Here is a 21,014-nt window from a genome sequence, read left to right as displayed (position 1 = left end):
CCGGGCCGTTCGACACCGGGCGCCGACCCTCGCGGTGACCGGGCGGCCCGGACGACGGACCGCTCCCCCTCCGCCTTCCGGCAGAGAGCCCCCTGCCGCCACCACCCCTTCGGCAGAGGACCTCCCGCCGCCCCCCCGCCTTCCGGCAGAGGCCAAGTCCCGTCTCCAGCACGACCTTTTCGCAGCTCAGGGCCCAGAGGATGAATCCGTCCCCCCCCGGCCCTCGGAGCTCCTCCCGGGCCGTCGCACGCCAGGCGGAGTTGCCATGTCACAGTCCCTCCCTTCCTCCCGCACCGCGCTCAAGGAGCCGCCCGCCGCCCGCGCCACCGGGCTGACCAAGACCTACGGCAGGGGCGAGACCCGCGTCACCGCGCTCGACGAGGTCTCCGTGGAGTTCACGCGGGGGCGGTTCACCGCGGTCATGGGGCCGTCCGGGTCCGGCAAGTCCACGCTGATGCACTGCATGGCCGGACTGGACGCGGTGAGCTCCGGGTCGGCGCGCATCGGCGACGTCGAGCTGTCCGGACTGGCCGACCGTGAGCTCACCCGGCTGCGCCGGGAGAAGGTCGGCTTCGTGTTCCAGGGCTTCAACCTGCTGCCGACGCTCACCGCGCTCGAGAACATCACCCTGCCCTTGCGGCTGGCCGGGCGCCGGCCCGACACCGCGTGGCTGGACGCCGTCGTCGGCACCGTAGGGCTCGCGGGGCGGCTCGCGCACCGGCCCTCCCAGCTCTCCGGCGGTCAGCAGCAGCGCGTGGCCGTGGCCAGGGCCCTGGTCTCGCGCCCCGAGATCGTGTTCGCCGACGAGCCGACCGGCAACCTCGACTCCCGCGCCGGCGCCGAAGTGCTCGGCTTCCTCGGGGACTCGGTCCGCGAACTCGGCCAGACCGTGGTCATGGTCACCCACGACCCCGCGGCCGCCGCCCACGCCGACCGCGTGGTGTTCCTCGCCGACGGGCGCCTGGTGGACGAGCTCCACCGGCCCAGCTCCGGCGCCGTCCTGGACCGCATGCTCGCCTTCGAGGCCCACGGGCGTACCTCCTGAGGCCGGGCCGCGCCTTCCGGATCACACCGCGCCCCCTTCCGTTCCTCCTCCGAAAGCTCACCATGCTGCGAACAGCCCTGCGCAACGTCCTCGCGCACCAGGCCCGACTGATCACGACGGTCCTCGCGGTCGCCCTCGGCGTCGCCTTCGTCTCCGGCTCTCTCGTCTTCGCCGACACCACCACCGCCGCCTACCGCGCCTCCTTCGCGAAGAGCTACGCCGGCGTCGCCGTCACCGTCGATCCCGCCTATCCGCCGGGCGCCCCCGCCGCCGGGCGCGCCCCCGCCCTCGACGACGCGCTCGTGGCCCGGCTGGCCGCCCTGCCCGGCGTCGCCGCCGCCCGCCCGACCGTCGACGGCTCGGTCACGACGGCCGCCAAGGACGGCTCCCCGATGCACGCCGACAACGCGATGGGCAGGCTGGCCGCCGCGTACGTCCCCGGACCCGACGGTACGGACCGGCGCTACCCGCTGACCGGCGGACGCGCCCCCCGCACGGCCGGGGAGGTGGCCCTGGACCGGGGCACGGCCGCCGCCGGCGGATATGTCCTCGGAGACACGGTCAGCCTGGCCGTCGACGGTCCCGTCCTGCGGATGAAGCTGGTCGGCCTCGTCTCCACCGACGACACCCGCGTCACCTCCGGCGGCACCCTCGCCGTCCTGGACAAGGCCACCGCGCAGAAGCTGTTCGCCGCCCCCGGCCGCTACACCGGCATCGACCTGTCCGCCACGGCCGGCGCCGACGCGTCCGAACTCGCCCGGCGGATCGCGCCGTTGCTGCCCGCCGGCCGGGCCGAGGCGACCACCGCCGCCGCCAAGGCCGCCCAGCAGGCGGTCTTCATCGACACCAAGACCGCCGGCCACGCCCGGCTGCCCCTGATCTTCGCCGTGGTGTCGCTCTTCATCGGCTCGTTCCTCATCGTCAACACCTTCACCATGCTCATCACGCGCCGCTCCCGCGAGATCGCGCTGCTGCGCGCGATCGGCGCCACCCGCCGCCAGGTCGTCGGCTCCGTGCTCGCCGAGGCCGCCCTGGTCGGGCTCGTCGCGTCCGCCGTCGGATTCGCCCTCGGCCTCGGGGTCGCCTCCGTGCTGCCCGGCCTGCTCGGCACCGCGGACGACCCGGTGCCGCAGGGGCCGCTCGTCATCGGACCGGCCCCCGTGCTCGCCTCCCTCGTCGTCGGCGTGGGCGTCCCGGTGCTCGCCGCCTGGCTGCCCTCCCGCCGGGCCGCCCGGATCGCTCCCGTCGAGGCCCTGCGCGCCGCCGAGCAGCACTCCGCGTCCGCCGCGGGGCCGTCCCGGCTCCGTGCCGCCGCCGGCGCGGCCGCGCTGCTGCTCGGCGTCGGCCTGCTGCTCTCCCTGAGCGACGCCCAGGACGCCTCCGAGGCGAACCTCCGGACCGCGATGCTCGGCTGCGGCGTCCTCGTCACGGCTCTGATCGTGCTGGCGCCCCTTCTGGCGGGCCCGGTGATCCGTCTCATCGGCCGGCTCACCGCACGCCTCGGCGTCGCGGGCGTCCTCGCCAGGGACAACGCGCTGCGCGATCCGCGCCGTACCGCCGCCACCGCCGTCGCCCTGATGATCAGCACCGCGCTCGTCTCCGGCCTGGCCGTCATCGACCACTCCTCCAGCCGGGCGCTGGACGCCCAGGCCGCCGCCGGGCTCTCCGCGGACTACGTCATCGGCACCCGCGGCACCACCACCGGCATCGACGCGGGCGCCGTCCGGCGGGTGGCCGAGCTGCCCGGCGTCGCGACCGCCTCCGCCGTCGCCGACTCCACCATCTCCGCCGGCGGCTCCGTCCGGCAGGTCTCCGGCGTGGACCCGGAGACCGTGGGCGACGTCATGCGGCTCCGCTTCACGGCGGGATCCGCCGAGGACATCGGGCCCGGCCGGATCGCCGTCTCCCGCAGCTTCGCCCGCGAGCAGCGGGTCGGCGTCGGCGGCCGGCTCGACGCCGGCATCGGCCCGGGCGCCGGCGCGGCCGCCCCCGGCACCGGCTCCGGTCGCGACGCCCGCCGGCCCTCCTTCACCGTCGTCGGGATCTACGAGGACAACCCCACCGCTCAGGACGCCCTCGCCCTCCGCGGCGACGTCCAGCGCTACGCCTTCCTGGCGGGATCCGTCCAGCGGGTCCTCGTGACCACCACCGGGCCCGGCTCCGCCACGCCCGACCTGGAGAAGAGGCTGCGCGAGGCCGTCGACCGCAGCCCCCTGCTGAAGGTCCAGAGCCGGACCCGGCTCGTGCAGGAGCAGGCCGGTGTGGCCGGCGACCTGATCACGCTGGTCTTCGGACTGCTCGCCATCGGCGTGGTCGTCTCCGCGCTCGGCATGGTCAACACGCTCGCCCTGTCCGTCGCGGAGCGCACCCGTGAGATCGGCGTCCTGCGGGCGCTCGGCATGGACCGCGCCGGCGTGCGGCGCATGATCCGGCTCGAATCGCTCACCGTCGCCGGGTACGGGACGCTGCTCGGGCTGAGCTGCGGCCTCTTCGGGGCCTGGCGGGTGAGCGGGCTCGCCAACGGGGCCATTCCCCAGTACGCGTTCTCGCCGCCGTGGGGCACCCTCGCCCTGCTCGTCGTGCTCTCGCTCGCCGTCGGCGCCGCGGCGGCCGCCGTACCCGCCCGCCGTGCCGCCGCGCTCGGACCGCTGCGGGCGGTCGCCGATTCCTGACGCGGCCGGAGGCGGGGGCGCGAGAGGGGCGCACGGGCCGTCAAGGGGGAGGGGCGGCTTCGCCGGATCGGGTGGGACGTGTCGGAAGATCGCGGAACCCGGCGCCGGACACGGCAGGATCGGTGGCACCGGGGTCGACGACCGACGGGAGCCGTGGGGGCTCCCGGACCCCGGTCCTGAGCGTCGTACGCCGACATCGCCGCTCACCGCCGCCCCCGGACGAGGCTCCGCTCCGGGGGCGCCGGCGTCCTTGCCACCCTTGGACACGGTCCGAGCGGAGGCCGCCGCCCTTTTGCCTCGCTGCGGTCCGGTCCGGTCCGGTCCGGTCCGGTCCGATCGGCGGCGGCCGTGCGCGGGAACTCCCGCAGACGTCCCGCGGCGTCGAGCGGGTAGCCGCGGCGTGGTGTCTGATGAAGCGTCAGTAGTGGCGGGAATCCTACCTGGACACCCCTACCGGCGGGTTCTACTCTCGAGTCACTTCGCCCGCACCCCACCCGCGCGCCGCACCCGCGAGCCCGCGGGCCGGCGGTGCGGGCCGCACCCGCTCCGGGCACGTGCACCCCCGAGTCCGCAGCACACCTCCGCACCTCCTCGCTCCCGACACTCCGACACCGAGGAGATCCCCATGTCCAAGCTGCTCGTCTCCGCGACCGGCCTCGCCGCCGCGGCCGTCCTCACCCTCGGCGCCACGGGCCCCCAAACCGCGGCGCCGACCACGCTGCAGCCGGCCGGCCACTCCTTCTCCGCCCAGCTCACCGGGAAGGCCACCTTCGTCGCCGGCTCCACGACCATGACCTGCACCGTCTCCGCCTCCGTGCCGACGGCCGGCGCCGCCAACCGGGTCCCGGCGGCCCCCGCGAACTACAACGACGCCGGCCCGGTGTCCGTCCCGGTCAACCCGCCGAGTTTCAGCGGCTGCACCACCAGCATCGTCGGCGTGAGCGTCACCGTCACGGCCAACTCCACCAACGGCGCCTGGACCCTCTCCGCCCAGAACGGGACGCCCGCCACCGGCGGGTTCACCATCCCGAAGGGCGGCGTCGTCCTCAGGACCAGCGGCTTCGCCTCCTGCACCATCACCGCCTCGCCCGCCGGACCCACCGCCGTCAACGGCGCCTGGACCAACGGCGCCCCGTCCACGCTGGCGATCTCGGGCGCCCCCGTCCCGGCCACCGTCACGGGCGGCTTCCTCTGCCCGACGGGCAACCAGTCGGCCACCTTCAGCGCCACCTACCGGATCTCCGACACGACCGACCCGGCGCAGTCGATCACCGTGACGGGCTGATCGGATCCCCCCGGCCGGCCCGCCGTCACGGCGGCGGGCCGGCCGTCGCCGTCGCCCGGGACGCGGCCGCGACCGGCCGCGGTCGCCGGAGGAAGGACGCGGGCGCCTGCCCCGGTGGCCGCGCACCCGCCTCGCAGGCGCTCGGGTCCGGTCCCGCTCCCGTCCGGTTCCCGGGAGTCGCCGCGCGACCGCCCGATCTTGGGCATCCTGGTGGCTCGAAGTAGGCCTCGGGAGGGGCGAGTCGGGTGGGGAAGCACAGGGGGGAGCCGTAGCCATGAGCGCACGCGAGCAGGCGGGGGAGCAGCAGCCCGCGGAGGTGGAGGCCGCGCAGGTGCCCGAGCCGAGGGCACCGGGCGGGGAGAAGCCGGGAGCCGTGGCGCATGGCTCGAACCGGACGGGCGACGGGCCCCGGCCCGGCCCGCCGCCGACCCCGGACCGTGCCCCCGGGCCGGAGTCCGGAGACGCGCCCGCGACCGTTCCCGGGACCAGGCCGGGGCCCGTGGACGCGACCGCGCCGGGGCCCGAGCCCGCGACCGCAGCCGGGCCGGAGTCCGCGACCGCAGCCGGGTGGGACCCAGCGGCCGGGCCGGGGCCCGAGCCCGCGACCGCAGCCGGGCCGGAGCCCGCGACCGCAGCCGGGTCGGAACCCGCGGACGGGGCCGGCCCCGGTGTCGTGCGGCGTCGCCGCCGGCCGAAGGGGCGGACGGTGCTCCTCTCCGCGCTCGCCCTCTTCGTCACGGCCGTGCTGCTCACCGCCGGTGCCGGCTACTGGGCGTACGAGCACTACACCGGCCGCGTGCAGCGGATCCCGCAGACCTTCCCCGTGAACGCCCCGGTGCCCGCGGCCTCCAAGGGCGGTCAGAACTTCCTGCTCATGGGGCTCGACTCGCGGTCGGACGTGCCCACCACCGGCAGCGACGCCAAGGGCAGCCTGTGGAAGTACGGTGACCAGCGCAGTGACGCGATGATGCTGGTGCACATACCGGACGACCACTCCGCCGCCTACGTGGTGTCGCTGCCGCGCGACTCGTGGGTCGACATCCCCGGTCGCGGCCGGGCCAAGCTGAACGCGGCCTTCTCCTGGGGCGGGCCGCCGCTGCTGATCGACACGGTGCAGCGGCTCACCGCCGTCCGTGTCGACCACTTCGCCGTGATCGACTGGAACGGCTTCCGCAAGCTCACCGACGCGGTCGGCGGCGTGGACATCCTGATGGCCGACGGCGAGCGGCGGCACATGGACGGCGAGGAGGCCCTCGCGTACGTCGGCGAGCGCAAGAACCTGCCCAACGGTGACTTCGACCGGACGCACCGGCAGCAGAACTATCTGCGCACGCTGCTGGAGAAAGTGATGACTTCCGCGTCCCTCAAGGACCCCCTCCAGCTGAAGAAGACCCTCGACATCTTCACCGAGACGGTGTCCGTCGACGAGCGCCTCGGGGACGACGAGATGCGCCGACTGGTCTGGAACCTGCGGGAGGTGAGGGCAGGGGACATGACCTTCATGAACGCTCCGGTCAAGGGCACCGGAACGGAGCGGGGACAGTCGGTGGTCCACCTCGACCGGGCGCGCTGCGCGACCCTCTGGCAGGCCTTCCGGGACGACTCGCTGGGGGTGTACGTGGACACCCATCCCATCGACCGGCTGCGGCCCGCGACCAACTGAGGCTTTGGGCGGGGGCTTGACGAAGGCATTGGTCCAGTCCAATCTGTGACCGCTTCCCCTCCTCAACTCCCCTTGGAGGTACGGTGCTCATCCGCAACCGCCTCGCGGCGTCGCTGAGCGCGGCGCTGCTCGGCGCGGCTGCCCTCGTCGCCGTTCCCACCCCGGCACAGGCCGCCAATCTGCTGACCGACCCGGGCTTCGAGTCCGGCACCCTGTCCGGCTGGACGTGTACCGGCGGGCTCGGCTCGGTCGTGTCCACTCCGGTGCACGGCGGCGCCAAGGCGCTGGCCGGCGCGGCGAGCGCGTCCGACGTCGCCAAATGCGCCCAGACGGTCGCCGTCCAGCCCAACACCCCCTACACGCTGTCCGGCTGGGTCCGCGGCGCCTACGTCTACCTGGGCGTGGACGGCGGCGGCTCGACCTGGACGCCCTCCGCAGGCTCCTACCAGCAGCTCTCGCTCTCCTTCACCACGGGCGCGTCCCAGACCAGCGCGACCGTCTACACCCACGGCTGGTACGGGCAGGGCACGTACTACGCCGACGACATCAGCCTCGACGGACCCGGCGGCGGTGGCGGCGACACCCAGGCGCCGTCCGCGCCCTCGGCCCTCCAGTCCACCGGCCGCACCGCGTCCAGCGTGAGCCTGTCGTGGGGTGCCGCGAGCGACAACGTCAAAGTGACCGGCTACGACGTCTACCAGGGCGCCACGAAGGTCTCCACGGTGACCGGCACGAGCGCCACCGTCGGCGGCCTGGCCGCGAGCACCGCGTACACCTTCACCGTGAAGGCCCGGGACGCCGCCGGCAACGTCTCCCCGGCCTCCAACGCCGTCACCGTCACCACCGAGGCCGGCGGAGGCGGCGGCACGGGCTTCAAGCAGGCCGCGCCGTACCTCTACCTCGGCTGGGGCGACCCGCCGTCCGCGACCGCGGTGATGAGCGCCACCGGCATCAAGACCTTCACGATGGCGTTCATCCTCTCCTCCGGCGGCTGCAACCCCGCCTGGGACGGCCAGCGCCCGCTGACCGGCGGTGTCGACCAGTCCACCATCACCGCGATCCGCAACGCGGGCGGCGACATCGTCCCCTCCATCGGCGGCTGGCAGGGCAACAAGCTCGGGCCCAACTGCTCGACGCCCGAGGCGCTCGCGGGCGCCTACCAGAAGGTCATCGACGCCTACGGCCTCAAGTCGATCGACGTCGACATCGAGAACACCGACGAGTTCGAGAACGCCGTCGTCCAGGACCGCATCCTGAACGCCCTGAAGATCGTCAAGGCGAACAACCCCGGCCTGCGGACCATCCTCACCTTCGGCACCTCGACGACCGGCCCGACCTCCTGGGGCAACCGGCTCATCGAGCAGTCCAAGGCGCTCGGCGCGAACATCGACGTGTTCACGATCATGCCCTTCGACTTCGGCGGCGGCGCCGACATGTACGGCAGCACCGTCAACGCCGCCAACGGCCTGAAGAACAAGCTGAAGGCGGTCTACGGCTGGGACGACGCCACCGCGTACGCCCACGTCGGCATCTCCGGCATGAACGGTCTCTCCGACCAGCAGGAGACCACCACGCCGGCCACCTGGACGCAGATCCGCGACTGGGCCAACAGCAACCACATCGCCCGGCTCGCCTTCTGGTCCGTCAACCGCGACCGCGGCTGCCCCGGCGGCGGAGTCGTCGAGAACTGCTCCGGCATCAGCCAGACCGACTGGCAGTTCACGAAGATCACCGCCGGGTTCACCGGGTAGGACGTGTCCTCCGGGCCGGGCCGTGAGACCGGCGCGGCCCGAAGGACGGGCCCGGCGTCGGCGTCCCGTTCAGTCCGACGCCGGGACCTCCGGGAAGTGGCAGGCCACCTCCCTCGCCTCCCCTGCCGCGGTGATCCGCAGCAGGGGAGGCTCCTGCCGGCAGATCTCCCGGGCCTTCGGACACCGGGGATGGAAGGTGCAGCCCGGCGGCGGCGCGGCCGGGCTCGGCGGATCGCCGAGCAGGGTGATCCGCTCCCGCGCCCGCTCCGCCGCCGGGTCGGGCAGCGGCACCGCCGACAGCAGCGCCCGCGTGTAGGGATGCGCGGGCGCCCCGTACACCTGCTCCTTCGGCCCGATCTCCACGATCCGGCCCAGGTACATCACCGCGACCCGGTCGCACACGCGTCGTACCACCGACAGATCGTGGGCGATGAAGAGGTACGCGAGGCCGAGTTCGGTCCGGAGCCGCTCCATCAGATTGACGATCTGGGCCTGGACGGACACGTCGAGCGCCGAGACCGGCTCGTCGGCGACGACCAGGCGCGGCCCCGTGGCCAGAGCGCGGGCGATGCCGATGCGCTGGGCCTGGCCGCCGGAGAACTCGTGCGGAAAGCGGTCCAGATGCTCCGGGATCAGCCCCACCAGCTCCATCAGCTCCGCCGCCCGCTCCCGCGCCGCCGCGGCCGAACTGCCCTGGACCAGCAGGGGATCGGCGATGATCCGGGCCACCGTGCGGCGCGGGTTGAGCGAGGAGTGCGGGTCCTGGAACACCATCTGGAGCTCGCGCCGCAGCGGCTTCAGCGCCCGTTGCGGGAGCCGGCCGATCTCGCGTCCGTCGTACGTGACGGAGCCCGAGGTCGGTTCGAGCAGCCGGACGATCATCCGCCCGGTCGTCGACTTGCCGCAGCCGGACTCGCCGACCAGGCCCAGGGCCTCGCCCTCGGCGATGTCGAAGGACACGCCGTCGACGGCCCGCACCCGGGCGGCGCGCCGGCCGCGTCCCGGGAAGGTCATCGTCAGGTCGCGCACGGAGAGAAGAGGGGACATGGCCGCTGTGCTCGGTGTGTTCACGGAGTGACGCCTTCGTACGCGGGGAAGTGGCAGGCCACCGGGTGGGCGGCGGGGCCGGAGAGGACCGGGCGTTCGACCGCGCACCGGTCCCGTTCCGTCCCCGTGCCGAGGGCCGCGCGCGGGCAGCGGGGCGTGAACGCGCAGCCCGGCGCGGGGTCGAGGAGGGACGGCGGGGAGCCGGGGATGGCCCGCAGCGGAGCGTCGTCCCGGTCGTCGAGCCGGGGCAGCGAGTCGAGCAGCCCGCGGGTGTAGGGGTGCGCGGGAGCCGCGAACAGTGCGTCCACCGGGGCCTGTTCGGCCGCGCGCCCGCCGTACATCACCAGCACCTCGTGGGCGACCCGCGCCACCACCCCCAGATCGTGGGTGATCATGACGACGGCGAGACCGCGGTCCTGCTGCACCCGGGCGATCAGCTCCAGGATCTGCGCCTGCACGGTGACGTCCAGTGCCGTGGTCGGCTCGTCGGCGATGAGCAGGTCCGGCTCGCAGACGAGCGCCGCCGCGATCATCGCGCGCTGCCGCATGCCGCCGGAGAACTGGTGCGGATACTCGCCGGCCCGCCGCCGGGGCTCGGGGATGCCGACCTCGGCGAGGGCGTCGACCGCCAGCCGCCGGGCGACCGCCCGGCGGGAGCCGAAGTGCACCCGGTGGTGCTCGGCGATCTGCTCGCCGACGGTGTAGTACGGGTGCAGGCTGGACAGCGGGTCCTGGAAGATCATCGCCATCCGCCGGCCACGCAGCCGGTTCAGCTCCCGTTCCGGCAGCCCGACCAGCTCCCGTCCGTCGAGTCCGACCGAGCCGGCGACCTCGGCGCCGGTGTGCAGGCCCATCACCGCCAGCGAGGTGACGGACTTCCCGGAGCCGGACTCGCCGACGATGCCGAGGGTCCGGCCGCGCGGCACGTCGAAGGAGAGGGCGTCCACGGCGCGTACGGGCCCGTGGCGGGTGGGGAACACGACCGTCAGGTCCCGGACCGAGAGGAGGGGTGGGGGACCGGGCGTCCTTGCGTCGGGCATCAGTACCTCACTCGCGGGTCGACGACGGCGTAGAGCAGGTCGACGCACAGGTTGGCGACGACGATGAAGGCGGCCGCGAGCAGCGTCACCCCGAGGATCACCGGCTGGTCGCCGGTGGCGAGCGCCCCGTAGAAGAGCCGCCCGACGCCCGGGAGGCCGAAGAGCGACTCGGTGATCACCGCGCCGGCCAGGAGCCCGCCGAGGTCCATCCCGAAGAGGGTGAGGATCGGCGTCATCCCGGCCCGCAGGCCGTGCTTGACCACCACCGTCCGTCGCGGCAGACCCTTGGCCCGCGCGGTGCGGACGTACGGCTCCGCCATCGACTCGATCATCGAACTCCGGCTCTGCCGGGCGTACATGGCGGCGTACAGGACGGCCAGCGCCAGCCACGGCAGCAGCAGGTTCGTCGCCCAGGAGACCGGGTCGGCGCCGAACGGCACGTACTGCGGATAGGGCAGCAGGCCGGTCACCCGGATCAGACCGTAGATCAGCATCACCGAGGTGAAGTAGACGGGCAGCGAGGCGGCCGCGACCGCGCCGACCATCAGCGCCCGGTCGGTCAGGGTGTCCTTGCGCAGGGCCGCCGTGACCCCGGCGCCCAGGCCGAGCACCAGCCACAGCACGGCCGCGCCCACGGCGAGCGAGGCGGACACCGGCAGGCGGTCGACGAGCAGGTCCCAGACGGGCTGGCTGCTCTCGTACGAGTAGCCCAGGCACGGGAAGTCGCACCGCAGCGCGTACGGGCCGCTGCCGACCGTGCGGCCGGTGAAGATCCCGGTCACGAAGTCGGCGAACTGACGCCACAGCGGCTGGTCGAGCCCCATGTGGGCGCGGATCGCGGCGAGCCGTTCCGTGCTGCACGACTTCCCGCAGGCGGCCGCGGCCGGGTCGGAGGGCAGCACGTAGAAGATCACGAAGGTGATGGCGGCGACGGCGAGGAGGACGCCGAGCACGCCCGGGATCCGGCGCCCGAGGTAGCGGATCACGCCCGGCCTCCCCGAGGGTCGAACACGTCCCGCAGCGCGTCGCCGAGCAGGGTGAACGCGAGGACGGTGAGGAAGAGGCAGAGGCTCGGCACCGCGAAGTACACGGGGTCCGTGTCGTAGAAGGCGACGCTCTCGGCGATCATCTGCCCCCAGGAGGGGGTGGGTGGGCGCACCCCGACGCCGAGGTAGCTGAGGGCGGCCTCGGTGGCGATCATCCCGGGGACGATCAGGGTGGTGTACGCGATGACGGGGCCGGCCACTCCGGGCAGCACGTCCCGGGTGAGGATGCGCCAGTCGGAGGCGCCGCTGACGCGGGCGGCGTCCACGTACTCGCGGTGTCTCAGCGACAGCGTCTGGCCGCGCACGATCCGGGCGATGCCGGGCCAGCCGAAGAGCCCGATGACCAGGATCATCAGCACGGTCCGGTCGACGTCCCTGGCCACGGACATCATCGCGATCATGAAGATGAGGGAGGGGAAGGACATGGTGAGGTCCATGAGCCGGGACAGCACGGTGTCGACGCGGCCGCCGAAGTAGCCGGCCGTGACGCCCGCCGCGACCCCGGCGAGGACCACGATGCCGGTCGCGGCGAAGGCGATGAGCAGCGAGACCTGGGCGCCGTGCACGACCCGGGCGAAGAGGTCGCGGCCGGTGACGGGCTCGACCCCGAGCCAGTGCTCGGCGGAGACCCCGCCGAGCGGACCGAGCGGCAGCCCGCCCAGGTAGGGGTCGACGGCCGATGGGTCGAACTCGTCGGGGCGCCAGCCGCCCAGGGCGCTGAGCAGCGGGGCGGTCAGGGCCGTGATCGCGAAGAGCACGACGACGCCGAGGGCGACCAGGGCGGAGGGGCGGCGGCGGAGCTCGGCCCGGGCGAGCCGCCAGGGCCCGGCGGGCGCGGGGGTCCGCCGGGCGGCCGGTGCGGGAGTGGTGACGGTGGTCATGACGGCGCGTCAGCTGCCGCTCTTGGCGGGGTCCTTGAGGCCGACCGTCGCGTAGTCGAGCTGACCGCCGTAGGAGGTGTGGCCGAAGGCGCCGGCGATGTTGGAGCCGACGAGCAGCGGCCTGCGCTCGACGACCGCGGGCGCGGTGGGGGCCTTGGCGAGGATCTGTCCGTCGAGTTCCTGCCAGGCCTTGTTCGCCCGCGCGGCGTCGGTCATCGCCGCGATCTCGTCCATGCGCTTCATGGTGGCCGGGTCGCGGAAGAGGGAGTGGTTGCCGGAGTTGCCCTTCTCCTTGATGTAGCGGCCGTCGAAGACGAAGGGGAGGAAGGTGGACCCGGACGGGTAGTCGGGACACCAGCCGGTGTAGACGAGGTCGGTGCGGTTCCCGGTGTCGCCGATGGTGTCGTAGAAGGCCGAGGGGTCGACGGTCTCGATGACGACCTTGATCCCGGCGCGGCCGAGGGACTGCTGGACCGCCTCGGCGACGCCCTTGTCCCCGTTGGAGACGGTGATCCGGGTGCTGAAGCCGTCGGGCTTCCCGGCCTCCGCGAGGAGCTGCCGGGCCTTGTCCACGTCGCCCCGGAGCGGGATCTTCAGGGTGTCGGGCTGCTTGCCGCCGGTGAAGAGGGAGCCGGGCATCAGAGCGGTGGCCGGGTCGTTGAGCGCGGGGCCGCCGGAGGCGGTGAGGACGGCCTCGCGGTCGAGGGCGTACTGGACCGCCTTGCGCACCCGTACGTCGTCGAAGGGGGCGCGGCCGGTGTGCATCTGCACCATCTCGGTGCAGTTGGTGGATTCGGCGAGGAGCCGCGACCGGACCTCCGGCCTGGTGAGCACCTTGGGGGTGCTCTCGGGGCGGAGTTTGTCCCAGGGGACGGCCGACGCGTCGGCGCCCGCGGCCGAGACGAGCCGGTCGTCGATCTGGTTGGCCTTGAGCCCCATGGTCACGACGATCCGGTCGGGATAGGCCTTGCGCACGGTGTCCGTGGCGGGGTCCCAGTGCGGGTTGCGGACGAGGGTGAGCTGCTTGTCACGGGCGTAGGACTCGATCTTGTAGGGGCCCGAGGAGAAGGGGCGGTTGTCGTACTGGGGGCCCCTGTCCCGGGACCTGGGCACCGGGGCGAACGAGGGCAGCACGGTCGCGTAGGGGAACTCGGCGAAGGGCGTGCGGAGTTCGAAGACGACGGTCCGGTCGTCGGGCGTCCTGATCGAGTCGAGGTGCCGGCCGCCGGCGGGGCCCCGGTAGCCCTCGGCCCCGGCGAGGTAGCGGGCGGCGTAGTCCGGGCCGCCGGGCAGCTCGGGGGAGAAGGACCGCTCCACGTTGTACTTGACGTCCTGCGCGGTGACGGGGGAGCCGTCCTCGTACTTCAGGCCCTTCTTCAGTCGGAAGGTCCAGGTCTTGGCCCCGTTGGACGGGGTCCCGAGGTCCTCGGCGAGATCGGGGGCCAACTCGGCTCCCTTGACGCCTGGTTCCGCCTTGTAGGTGAGCAGGGTCCGGTAGAGCAGGCGGGTGCCGAAGTCCATGTCGCCCATCACCCAGTTGCGGGCCGGGTCGAGATGGGTGAAGTCCTGGTTGGACAGCACGGTCAGGGTGCCGCCCTTCACCGGGGTGCCGCCCACGGTCCGGCCGTTGTTGCCGGTCGCGGGGTTGGCGCCGGTGTGGCCGCCGGCCCCGCCGCCGGGGCCGGAGCAGGCGGTGGCGCCGAGGGTGAGGGCCGTCAGTACGGCCACGGCGAGGGCGTTTCGGGGGTGCTTGTCCATCAGGAGTCACTTCCGAGTGCAGAGTTCGGACAGCCGTACGCCGTGTCGGGACGCGAGGCGTCGAGCGCGGCAGGGCTGAAAATGTGACCTGTAAAATAGTAATGTGAAATTGTACTGCGCAAGCCCTCGGACACCACAGAGAAGGTTCGCCGCATGAGCGTCGTCTCCCGCAACCCCGCCGACCCGGCCGACGTCCTCGTCGACCTCCCCGCCCCCGGCGCCTTCGCCGCCGCCGACGCCGTCGAACGGGCCCGCGCCGCCCAGGCCGACTGGGCCGACGGCGGGGCCGCCGCCCGCTCCGCGGCCCTGGGCGCCGTGGCCGCCGCCGTCGAGGCCGCGAGCGCCGAACTCGCCGCGCTCGCCGTACGCGAGGTCGGCAAGCCGCTGGCCGAGGCGCGCGCCGAGGTCGCCCGTACCGCCGCCATCTGGCGCTACTACGCCCAGGCCCCCTACGAGGCCACCGGAGCCGTCCACGACACCGCGGCCGGACCCGGCCTGCTGCTCACCCGGCGCCGCCCGCACGGCGTCGCCGCGCTCATCACGCCGTGGAACTTCCCCTTCGCCATTCCCGGCTGGAAGGCCGCCCCGGCGCTCGCCGCCGGAAACGCCGTCGTCCTCAAGCCCGCACCCGAGGCCACCGCCTGCGCGCTGCGGTTCGCCGAGATCGCCCAGGAGGTCCTGCCCGAGGGCGTGTTCACCGTCGTCCCCGGCGGCGCCACCGAGGGCGGCGCGCTCGTCTCCGCCGCCGACGTCGTCTCCTTCACCGGTTCCTCCGCCGTCGGCCGGGCCGTGGTGCGCTCCGCGGGCGCCCGGGGCATCCCGGTCCAGGCCGAGATGGGCGGCCTCAACGCGGCCGTCGTGCTCCCGGACGCCGACATCGCCCAGGCGGCGGCCCACATCGCCGCCTCCGTCGCCGGATACGCCGGGCAGAAGTGCACCGCGACCAGCCGCGTCGTCGCCGTCGGCGCCGCCCTCGACCCGCTGCGCGAGGCCCTCGCCGAGGCACTGCGGGCGGTGTCCGTGGGCGACCCCGCCGAGGCGGCCACCGTGTGCGGGCCGCTCATCACCGAGGCCGCCCGCGAGGCCACCACCGCCGCCTGGCAGGGCCTGTCCGTCCTCGCCGGCGGCACCGTGCCGGACGCCCCCGGCTGGTACGCGGCGCCGACCCTCGTCGAGAAGGCCGGCCCGGGCCACCGGCTGCTGCGCGAGGAGGTCTTCGGTCCCGTGGCCGCACTGCTTCCCGCCCGAGACCTCGACCACGCCGTACGGATCACCAACGCGGCCCGCTACGGCCTCGTCACCTCCGTCCACACCGCCGACCTGGGCGCCGCCCTGCACGGCCTCGACCGCCTCGACACCGGCATGATCCGGATCAACGCCCCCACCACCGGGGTCGACTTCCACCTGCCCTTCGGCGGAGCCAAGGCCTCCAGCCACGGCCCGCGTGAGCAGGGCCGGGCCGCACTGGACTTCTACACGTCCTCGCGCACCTACACGCTGGCACCGGCCGGGGCGTCGTAGATCCCGTGCGGCGGGCGGGCGCGGGAGCCGGGCGTGCCGGGGCCGCGGTTCCGATGGCGGCCGGACCGGGGCCGTCGGAGCATGGAGGGGATCCACTTCCCTTCATGCCACGACCCTGGGGGCGACCATGCCCGTGAGCGCACTCGTCGCCGTCACCGGCGCCACCGGCCGCGTCGGCCGGCGCGTCACCGGCCTCCTCGTCGACGCGGGCGCGCCGGTGCGCGCGCTCGGACGCGACCCGGAAAGGCTGGCCGCGCTGCCGGCCGAGGACACGAGGACGGCGTCCTACGACGACGCCGACGCGATGCGGGCCGCGCTCGACGGGGCGGGCACGCTCTTCCTCGTCTCCGCCCACGAGGGACCGGGCCGGGTCAGGGCCCACGCCACCGCCGTGGACGCCGCCGTGGCCGCCGGGGTCCGGCGGATCGTCTACCTCTCCTACCTCAACGCCGCACCCCACGCGACGTTCACCTACGCCCGCGACCACTGGCACACCGAGCAGCACATCCGCTCCACCGGCGTGGCCTTCACCTTCCTGCGCGACAGCACCTACCAGGCCGACCTGGCCGCGATGACCTCCCCCGAGGGCGTGCTGCGCGGGCCGGCCGGGGACGGCCGCGTCGCGGCGGTCACCCACGACGACATCGCCGACGCGGCCGCGGCCGTGCTGCTCGCCACGGGCCACGAGCACGACAGTGCCACGTACGACATGACCGGCCCGGAGGCGCTGAGCTTCGCCGAGATCGCCGCCGCCCTGAGCCGGGCGAGCGGCCGCACGGTCACCTACGTCCCCGAGACGCGGGACGAGGCCTACGCCTCGCGCGCCGTCCACGACGCACCCGACTGGGAGGTGGAGGGCTGGGTCACCTCGTACGAGGCGGTCGCCGCCGGCGAGATGGACGACGTGTCCGACGACGTCCGCGCCCTCACCGGGCACCCGCCGCAGTCCTTCGATGACTTCCTGGCCGCCCACCCGAGGAGCTACCGGCACCTGCTCCCCACCGATTAGCTCGTGTGTTCGATTGTCGGGGTAGGCTGGTCCCCATGACAGCGGCACGACCCGGCATCCCGGACATCCCCGGCCTCCAGGGCTCCCTCTTCGACCAGGGCGCGGACATCGGGCCCGGCCCCCTGGCGGGCGTCCGGCGCACCGAGCTGGGCGACGGCGCCTGGGTCGACCACCTCCCCGGCTGGCTGCACGGCGCCGACGCGCTGTTCGAGGAGCTCGTGACGGGCGTGCCCTGGCAGGCCGAGGAACGGCGGATGTACGACAACGTCGTCGCCGTCCCCCGCCTCCTCGCCCACTACCGCGAGGGCGCCCCGCTCCCGCACCCCGCCCTCGTCGAGGCCCGCGACGCGCTCGGCGCCCATTACGCCGCCGAGCTGGGCGAGCCCTTCGCCACGGCCGGCCTGTGTCTCTACCGGGACGGGCGCGACAGCGTCGCCTGGCACGGCGACCGTACGGGCCGCTCCGCCACCCAGGACACGATGGTCGCGATCCTCGCCCTCGGCGACCCGCGTGACCTCGCCTTCCGCCCCCGCGGCGGCGGACCGGTCGCCCTCCGTCTCCCGTCCGGCCACGGAGACCTCCTGGTCATGGGCGGCTCCTGCCAGCGCACCTGGGAACACGCGGTCCCCAAGACCACCCGCGCCGTCGGCCCGCGCATCAGCGTCCAGTTCCGCCCCCGCGGGGTGCGCTGAGCCCTACGCGTCCCCGTACCCCCGGAACGTTCCGCCCTCGTCGTCGGCCACGTCCGCGAACTCGGCGAAGTCCATGTTCGCCAGGCTCAGGTTCGCCGACACGTCCGCGAACCACCGCAGCGGCACCCGGAACGTCCGCCCCGGTTCGTCCTCCAGATCCACGGCGAGCAACGGATACGAGGGGTCGGCGAGGGCGGCCGCGTCCGCGAGGAAGACGTGGAACACCCGCTCGTCCTCCTCGGCCGCACCGTCCTCCTCGGCCAGCCCCGCCCCCTCCGCCCCCGCGAACCGCCGGTCGCTCACGCAGGTCGCGTGCCGGTGGTCGTCCAGCGCGTCGAACGCCGCACACAGGGCGTCCCAGGCGCTCTCGTCGGCGAAGTCGGTGCGCAGGACGAGCGAGGTGAGGTCCTCGGGCTGGGGAAGGGCCATAGCGTGGATCATCCCATCCCCTGCCGACATCGGCCGGTCCGATCACCGGCGGCGGTGCCGGAGCAGGAGCGTGCGGCCGGTCGCGGCCGCACGGGGCATCGGAGGTGACGCCGCCCGGCCGTCACCGCAGCTGGCGGCGTACCAGCTCGTGGAAGAGGCCGTGCGGGTCGGCGAGGAGTTCGGCCGGGGTGCCCTGCTGGACGACGCGGCCGTCCGCCATCGCGATCACGCGGTCCGCGTCCATGACGGTGGAGAGCCGGTGGGCGATGACGACACGGGTCGCGCGCAGCGCCCGGGTGGACTCGATGACCACCCGCTGGGCCTCGTTGTCCAGGGCGCTCGTCGCCTCGTCGAGGAAGAGGACGCGCGGTGTGCGGATGAGGGCGCGGGCGATCATCAGACGCTGGCGCTGCCCCCCGGAGATCGTGCCGCCGCCGTCGGAGAGCATGGTGTGCAGGCCCATGGGCATGGCCTGGACGTCTTCGGCCAGGCCGGCGAGCGTGATCGCCCGCGCGACCTCCTCCAGGCTGAAGTCCTCGGCCCCGCGGACGCAGTCCAGGATCGACCCGGACAGCGGCTGCGCGTTCTGCAGGACCACCCCGCACTGGCGCCGTACGGCCGCCTGGTCCAGGGCCGCCAGGTCCTGGCCGTCGTACAGCACGCTGCCCTCGGTCGGCCGGTCGAAGCCGATGAGCAGCCGCAGCAGCGTCGACTTGCCGCAGCCGCTCGCCCCGACGATCGCCACGAACTCCCCGGGCGCCACGCGCAGGTCGACGCCGTCGAGGACGAGCGGACCGTCCTCCGCGTAGCGGTACGACAGCTGCCTGGCCTCCAGGGCGCCGGTCAGCACGCCGGGCCGGGCCGCGCCGTCGCGCACCTCGGGCGCCGCGCTCAGGATCGGCTCGACCTGCTCGAAGACGGGCAGGACCGCCGCCACCGACAGGAGCGCGCCGGTCAGCTGGGTGACCGACGACAGCAGCATCGTCAGGGCGGTGCTGAAGGTGAGGAACCCGGCGGCGGACATGCTGCCGCGGGCCGGGCCGGCCAGGAGGGCGAACATCACGAGCGTGCACAGCGGCAGGCACACCGCGCTCAGCACCGCCAGGGTGTTCTGGATCCGCCCCACGCGCTGCTGGAGCACCCGGGTCCGGGCGAACTCCCGCGCCCAGGCGGCGTAGGCGAAACTCTCCGCCGCCGCCACCCGCAGCTTGGGCAGCCCGCGCAGGGTCTGGTACGCCTGGTTGTCGAGACGGTTTCCGAGCTCGATCAGACGGCGCTGGTAGCGCAGCTGCCACAGCCCGAGGCCCAGGAACACCACGCCCACGACGAGGAGCATCGCGAGCGCCACGAGCGCCAGCGACACGCTGTGCACCAGGAGCAGGACCAGGTTCATCACGCCGACCGTGACCGCCTGCAGACACACCGGCGCCACGCCGGAGAGCATCCGCCGGATCGCGCTGATGCCCATGGCCGCGTTCGCCAGTTCGCCCGTCGAGCGGCCGGCGAAGAAGGTCGCCGGGAGACGGAGCAGACGGTCCCAGACGGCCGGCTGGAGCGTGGCCTCGACCCGCCCCTCGATGCGCAGCAGGGCCACGTTCTGCAGCAGCAGGAACGCGGCGCCGACCACGGCGGCCGCGACCAGGGCGAGCGAGGTCCGCACGATCAGGTCGTTCTCCGCCGCCGGCACGAACTCGCCGAGGATCCGGCCCGTGGCCACGGGCACCGTCGCGCCCAGGAACACGGAGACCAGCCCGCCGAGCAGCAGGTCGCGCAGCTCCAGGCGGTTGCCCCGCACGCAGAACCGCACCAGCCGCAGCAGGCTCGGCCGGCCCTCGGGCAGCGGGCGGTAGAACATCACGGCCCGCGGCTCGAACGCGGCCTCGTTCCCCTGGCCGACGCGCTCCCGCCGCCCGCCCGGTTCGACCGCCACGTAACCGCCGCGCCGCCACAGCAGCGCCACCGGCGACCCGTCCGCCGCGCGACGGCCCACCAGCGGACCGCAGTTCTCGCGCCACCAGCGGCCCCGCAGCCCCACGGTCCGGGTGCGGACGCGGGCGGCGAGCGCGATGCCCTCGACCGGGTCCGTCCGCTCCTCGTCCGTCCCCGTGCCGGGCGTCTCGGGCAGGGCGATCCGGGCGTCCGCCGCGACGAGCCGGCACACGGCGAGCGTCGCGTCCGCGCCGCCGCCCCGCCGGCCGCCCCGGCCGGAGCGCCCGATGGCGTCGAGCAGCGCACGGTCCGCCGCGCTGCCGGCCGCCCGGCCCGCCGCGAGCCCCGCGGCCGTGCGGTCCTCGTGGGCGCGCTCGCGCTCCTCGATCCAGTGGTCCAGGGCGTACAGCAGCCGGTACTGCTGCTCGACCATGCCCTGCCACATCGTCGCGTCGACGAGCAGGGCCCCCGCCGCCTCCGCCTCGTAGGCGGCCCCGTAGCACACGCTGCCGGGCTCGATCCGCATCCACACGATGTCGTCGTCCGCCCCGTGCGAGGTGGTGTCGGAGGCGCCGCCGAGCGGGGCTTCGTACAGCACGCGGAGGCCGCGTCCGATGCCGAGCGCGAAGGCGTTCTCCAACGGGCTCAGGACGGCCGGGGCGGCGGCTCCCGGCCCGTACCACCGGGCGTCGTACCCCTGCCCGTCCGGCCCCGGTCCGTCCGCCGGCCACTGTCCGGACCGCCATCCGTCCGTCTGCCATCCGTCGGACTGCCATCCGTCCGTCTGCCAGGTGTCGGCCCGCCAGGTGCCCGTGTGCCCCTGCTGTCCGTACGCCGGCCGGTGCAGCTCCCGCAGCTCCACCCGGCGCAGCAGGCACTCGCGGGACGGGCGGCCGACCAGGGTGTGGCCCGGGCCCTCGGCGGGCCCGAGGAGCAGGGCCCCGGCCTCGACGCGGCCGAGGAAGTGCCAGGCGCCGAGCTGTGCGGCGTCGACCGCGAAGAGGTCGAGCGCGCCGTGCACGACCAACCACAGCACGGACGGCCCCTCCAGGGACAGACTGCGCAGGCCCGATCCGTCGACCGGGGTGCCGAGCCCGCCGAGCGCCGCGACCACGGGGTCCTGGGCGGTGTGGGCAGGGGCGTGGGCGGAGGGGGAGTGGCCGGCCGGCCGGTCCGGGACGACGGCAGGGGCGTGGGCGGCGCCGGTGCCGTCCAGGGGAGTCGTGGCGGGGTGCGGGGTCGTCAC

General features: G+C 74.3%; 15 protein-coding genes. 8 read left to right on the top strand and 7 right to left on the bottom strand.

What is annotated here, in order from left to right; translation table 11 throughout:
- The first annotated feature begins 265 nt into the window (after positions 1-265).
- From ACGF1Z_RS02895 to ACGF1Z_RS02875, 5 genes are all read left to right on the top strand, one after another.
- The gene (locus ACGF1Z_RS02895; RefSeq protein ID WP_392999198.1) at positions 266-1,045 is read left to right on the top strand and encodes an ABC transporter ATP-binding protein; all 780 of its coding nucleotides are present in this window, start codon (positions 266-268) and stop codon (positions 1,043-1,045) included.
- 62 nt (positions 1,046-1,107) lie between these two features.
- A complete protein-coding gene (locus ACGF1Z_RS02890; RefSeq protein ID WP_392999196.1) occupies positions 1,108-3,717 on the top strand; it encodes an ABC transporter permease in 2,610 nt (869 codons plus the stop codon).
- 625 nt (positions 3,718-4,342) lie between these two features.
- Positions 4,343-5,002, top strand: a complete 660-nt coding sequence (locus ACGF1Z_RS02885; protein ID WP_392999194.1) for a hypothetical protein — start codon at positions 4,343-4,345, stop codon at positions 5,000-5,002.
- Between the two features lie 706 nt (positions 5,003-5,708).
- Positions 5,709-6,665 carry an LCP family protein gene (locus ACGF1Z_RS02880; RefSeq protein WP_392999192.1) on the top strand — a complete coding sequence of 319 codons (957 nt, stop codon included), beginning with the start codon at positions 5,709-5,711 and terminating at the stop codon, positions 6,663-6,665.
- Between the two features lie 83 nt (positions 6,666-6,748).
- Positions 6,749-8,416 (top strand): carbohydrate binding domain-containing protein, encoded by a 1,668-nt coding sequence (locus tag ACGF1Z_RS02875; protein WP_392999190.1) that lies wholly within the window; start codon positions 6,749-6,751, stop codon positions 8,414-8,416.
- Positions 8,417-8,485: 69 nt separating this feature from the next.
- On the opposite strand, the gene ACGF1Z_RS02870 is transcribed toward ACGF1Z_RS02875, so the two are convergent.
- From ACGF1Z_RS02870 to ACGF1Z_RS02850, 5 genes are read right to left on the bottom strand one after another with little or no spacing between them, the layout of a single operon-like run.
- Positions 8,486-9,463, bottom strand: coding sequence for an ABC transporter ATP-binding protein (locus ACGF1Z_RS02870; protein ID WP_392999188.1), 978 nt, complete (start codon positions 9,461-9,463; stop codon positions 8,486-8,488).
- 20 nt (positions 9,464-9,483) lie between these two features.
- A complete protein-coding gene (locus tag ACGF1Z_RS02865) occupies positions 9,484-10,503 on the bottom strand; it encodes an ABC transporter ATP-binding protein (RefSeq protein ID WP_392999186.1) in 1,020 nt (339 codons plus the stop codon).
- Entirely contained in the window at positions 10,503-11,489 is a 987-nt protein-coding gene (locus ACGF1Z_RS02860) for an ABC transporter permease (RefSeq protein ID WP_392999184.1), read from the bottom strand. Before ACGF1Z_RS02860 ends, ACGF1Z_RS02865 begins: the two co-directional genes overlap by 1 nt.
- Positions 11,486-12,430, bottom strand: a complete 945-nt coding sequence (locus ACGF1Z_RS02855; RefSeq protein ID WP_392999182.1) for an ABC transporter permease — start codon at positions 12,428-12,430, stop codon at positions 11,486-11,488. Before ACGF1Z_RS02855 ends, ACGF1Z_RS02860 begins: the two co-directional genes overlap by 4 nt.
- Before the next feature lie 9 nt (positions 12,431-12,439).
- Positions 12,440-14,188 (bottom strand): ABC transporter substrate-binding protein, encoded by a 1,749-nt coding sequence (locus ACGF1Z_RS02850; protein WP_392999180.1) that lies wholly within the window; start codon positions 14,186-14,188, stop codon positions 12,440-12,442.
- A 153-nt stretch (positions 14,189-14,341) separates the two neighbouring features.
- Between ACGF1Z_RS02850 and ACGF1Z_RS02845 the strand changes: the two genes are divergently transcribed.
- From ACGF1Z_RS02845 to ACGF1Z_RS02835, 3 genes are all read left to right on the top strand, one after another.
- Positions 14,342-15,709 carry an aldehyde dehydrogenase family protein gene (locus ACGF1Z_RS02845; protein WP_392999178.1) on the top strand — a complete coding sequence of 456 codons (1,368 nt, stop codon included), beginning with the start codon at positions 14,342-14,344 and terminating at the stop codon, positions 15,707-15,709.
- 127 nt (positions 15,710-15,836) lie between these two features.
- Entirely contained in the window at positions 15,837-16,718 is an 882-nt protein-coding gene (locus tag ACGF1Z_RS02840; RefSeq protein WP_392999176.1) for an NmrA family NAD(P)-binding protein, read from the top strand.
- A 35-nt stretch (positions 16,719-16,753) separates the two neighbouring features.
- Positions 16,754-17,410 (top strand): alpha-ketoglutarate-dependent dioxygenase AlkB, encoded by a 657-nt coding sequence (locus ACGF1Z_RS02835; protein WP_392999174.1) that lies wholly within the window; start codon positions 16,754-16,756, stop codon positions 17,408-17,410.
- Positions 17,411-17,413: 3 nt separating this feature from the next.
- Here ACGF1Z_RS02835 and ACGF1Z_RS02830 read toward each other — a convergent pair whose 3' ends face one another.
- Entirely contained in the window at positions 17,414-17,839 is a 426-nt protein-coding gene (locus ACGF1Z_RS02830; protein WP_392999172.1) for a DUF6924 domain-containing protein, read from the bottom strand.
- Positions 17,840-17,960: 121 nt separating this feature from the next.
- Positions 17,961-21,014: an NHLP bacteriocin export ABC transporter permease/ATPase subunit gene (locus ACGF1Z_RS02825; protein ID WP_392999170.1), complete on the bottom strand. Its 3,054-nt coding sequence runs from the start codon at positions 21,012-21,014 to the stop codon at positions 17,961-17,963.

The sequence above is a fragment of the Streptomyces sp. NPDC048018 genome, from assembly GCF_043202995.1.
Classification (GTDB): domain Bacteria; phylum Actinomycetota; class Actinomycetes; order Streptomycetales; family Streptomycetaceae; genus Streptomyces.
The sequence above is the reverse complement of the archived record's forward strand: the minus strand, read 5'-3'. Positions and strand labels throughout refer to the sequence as shown.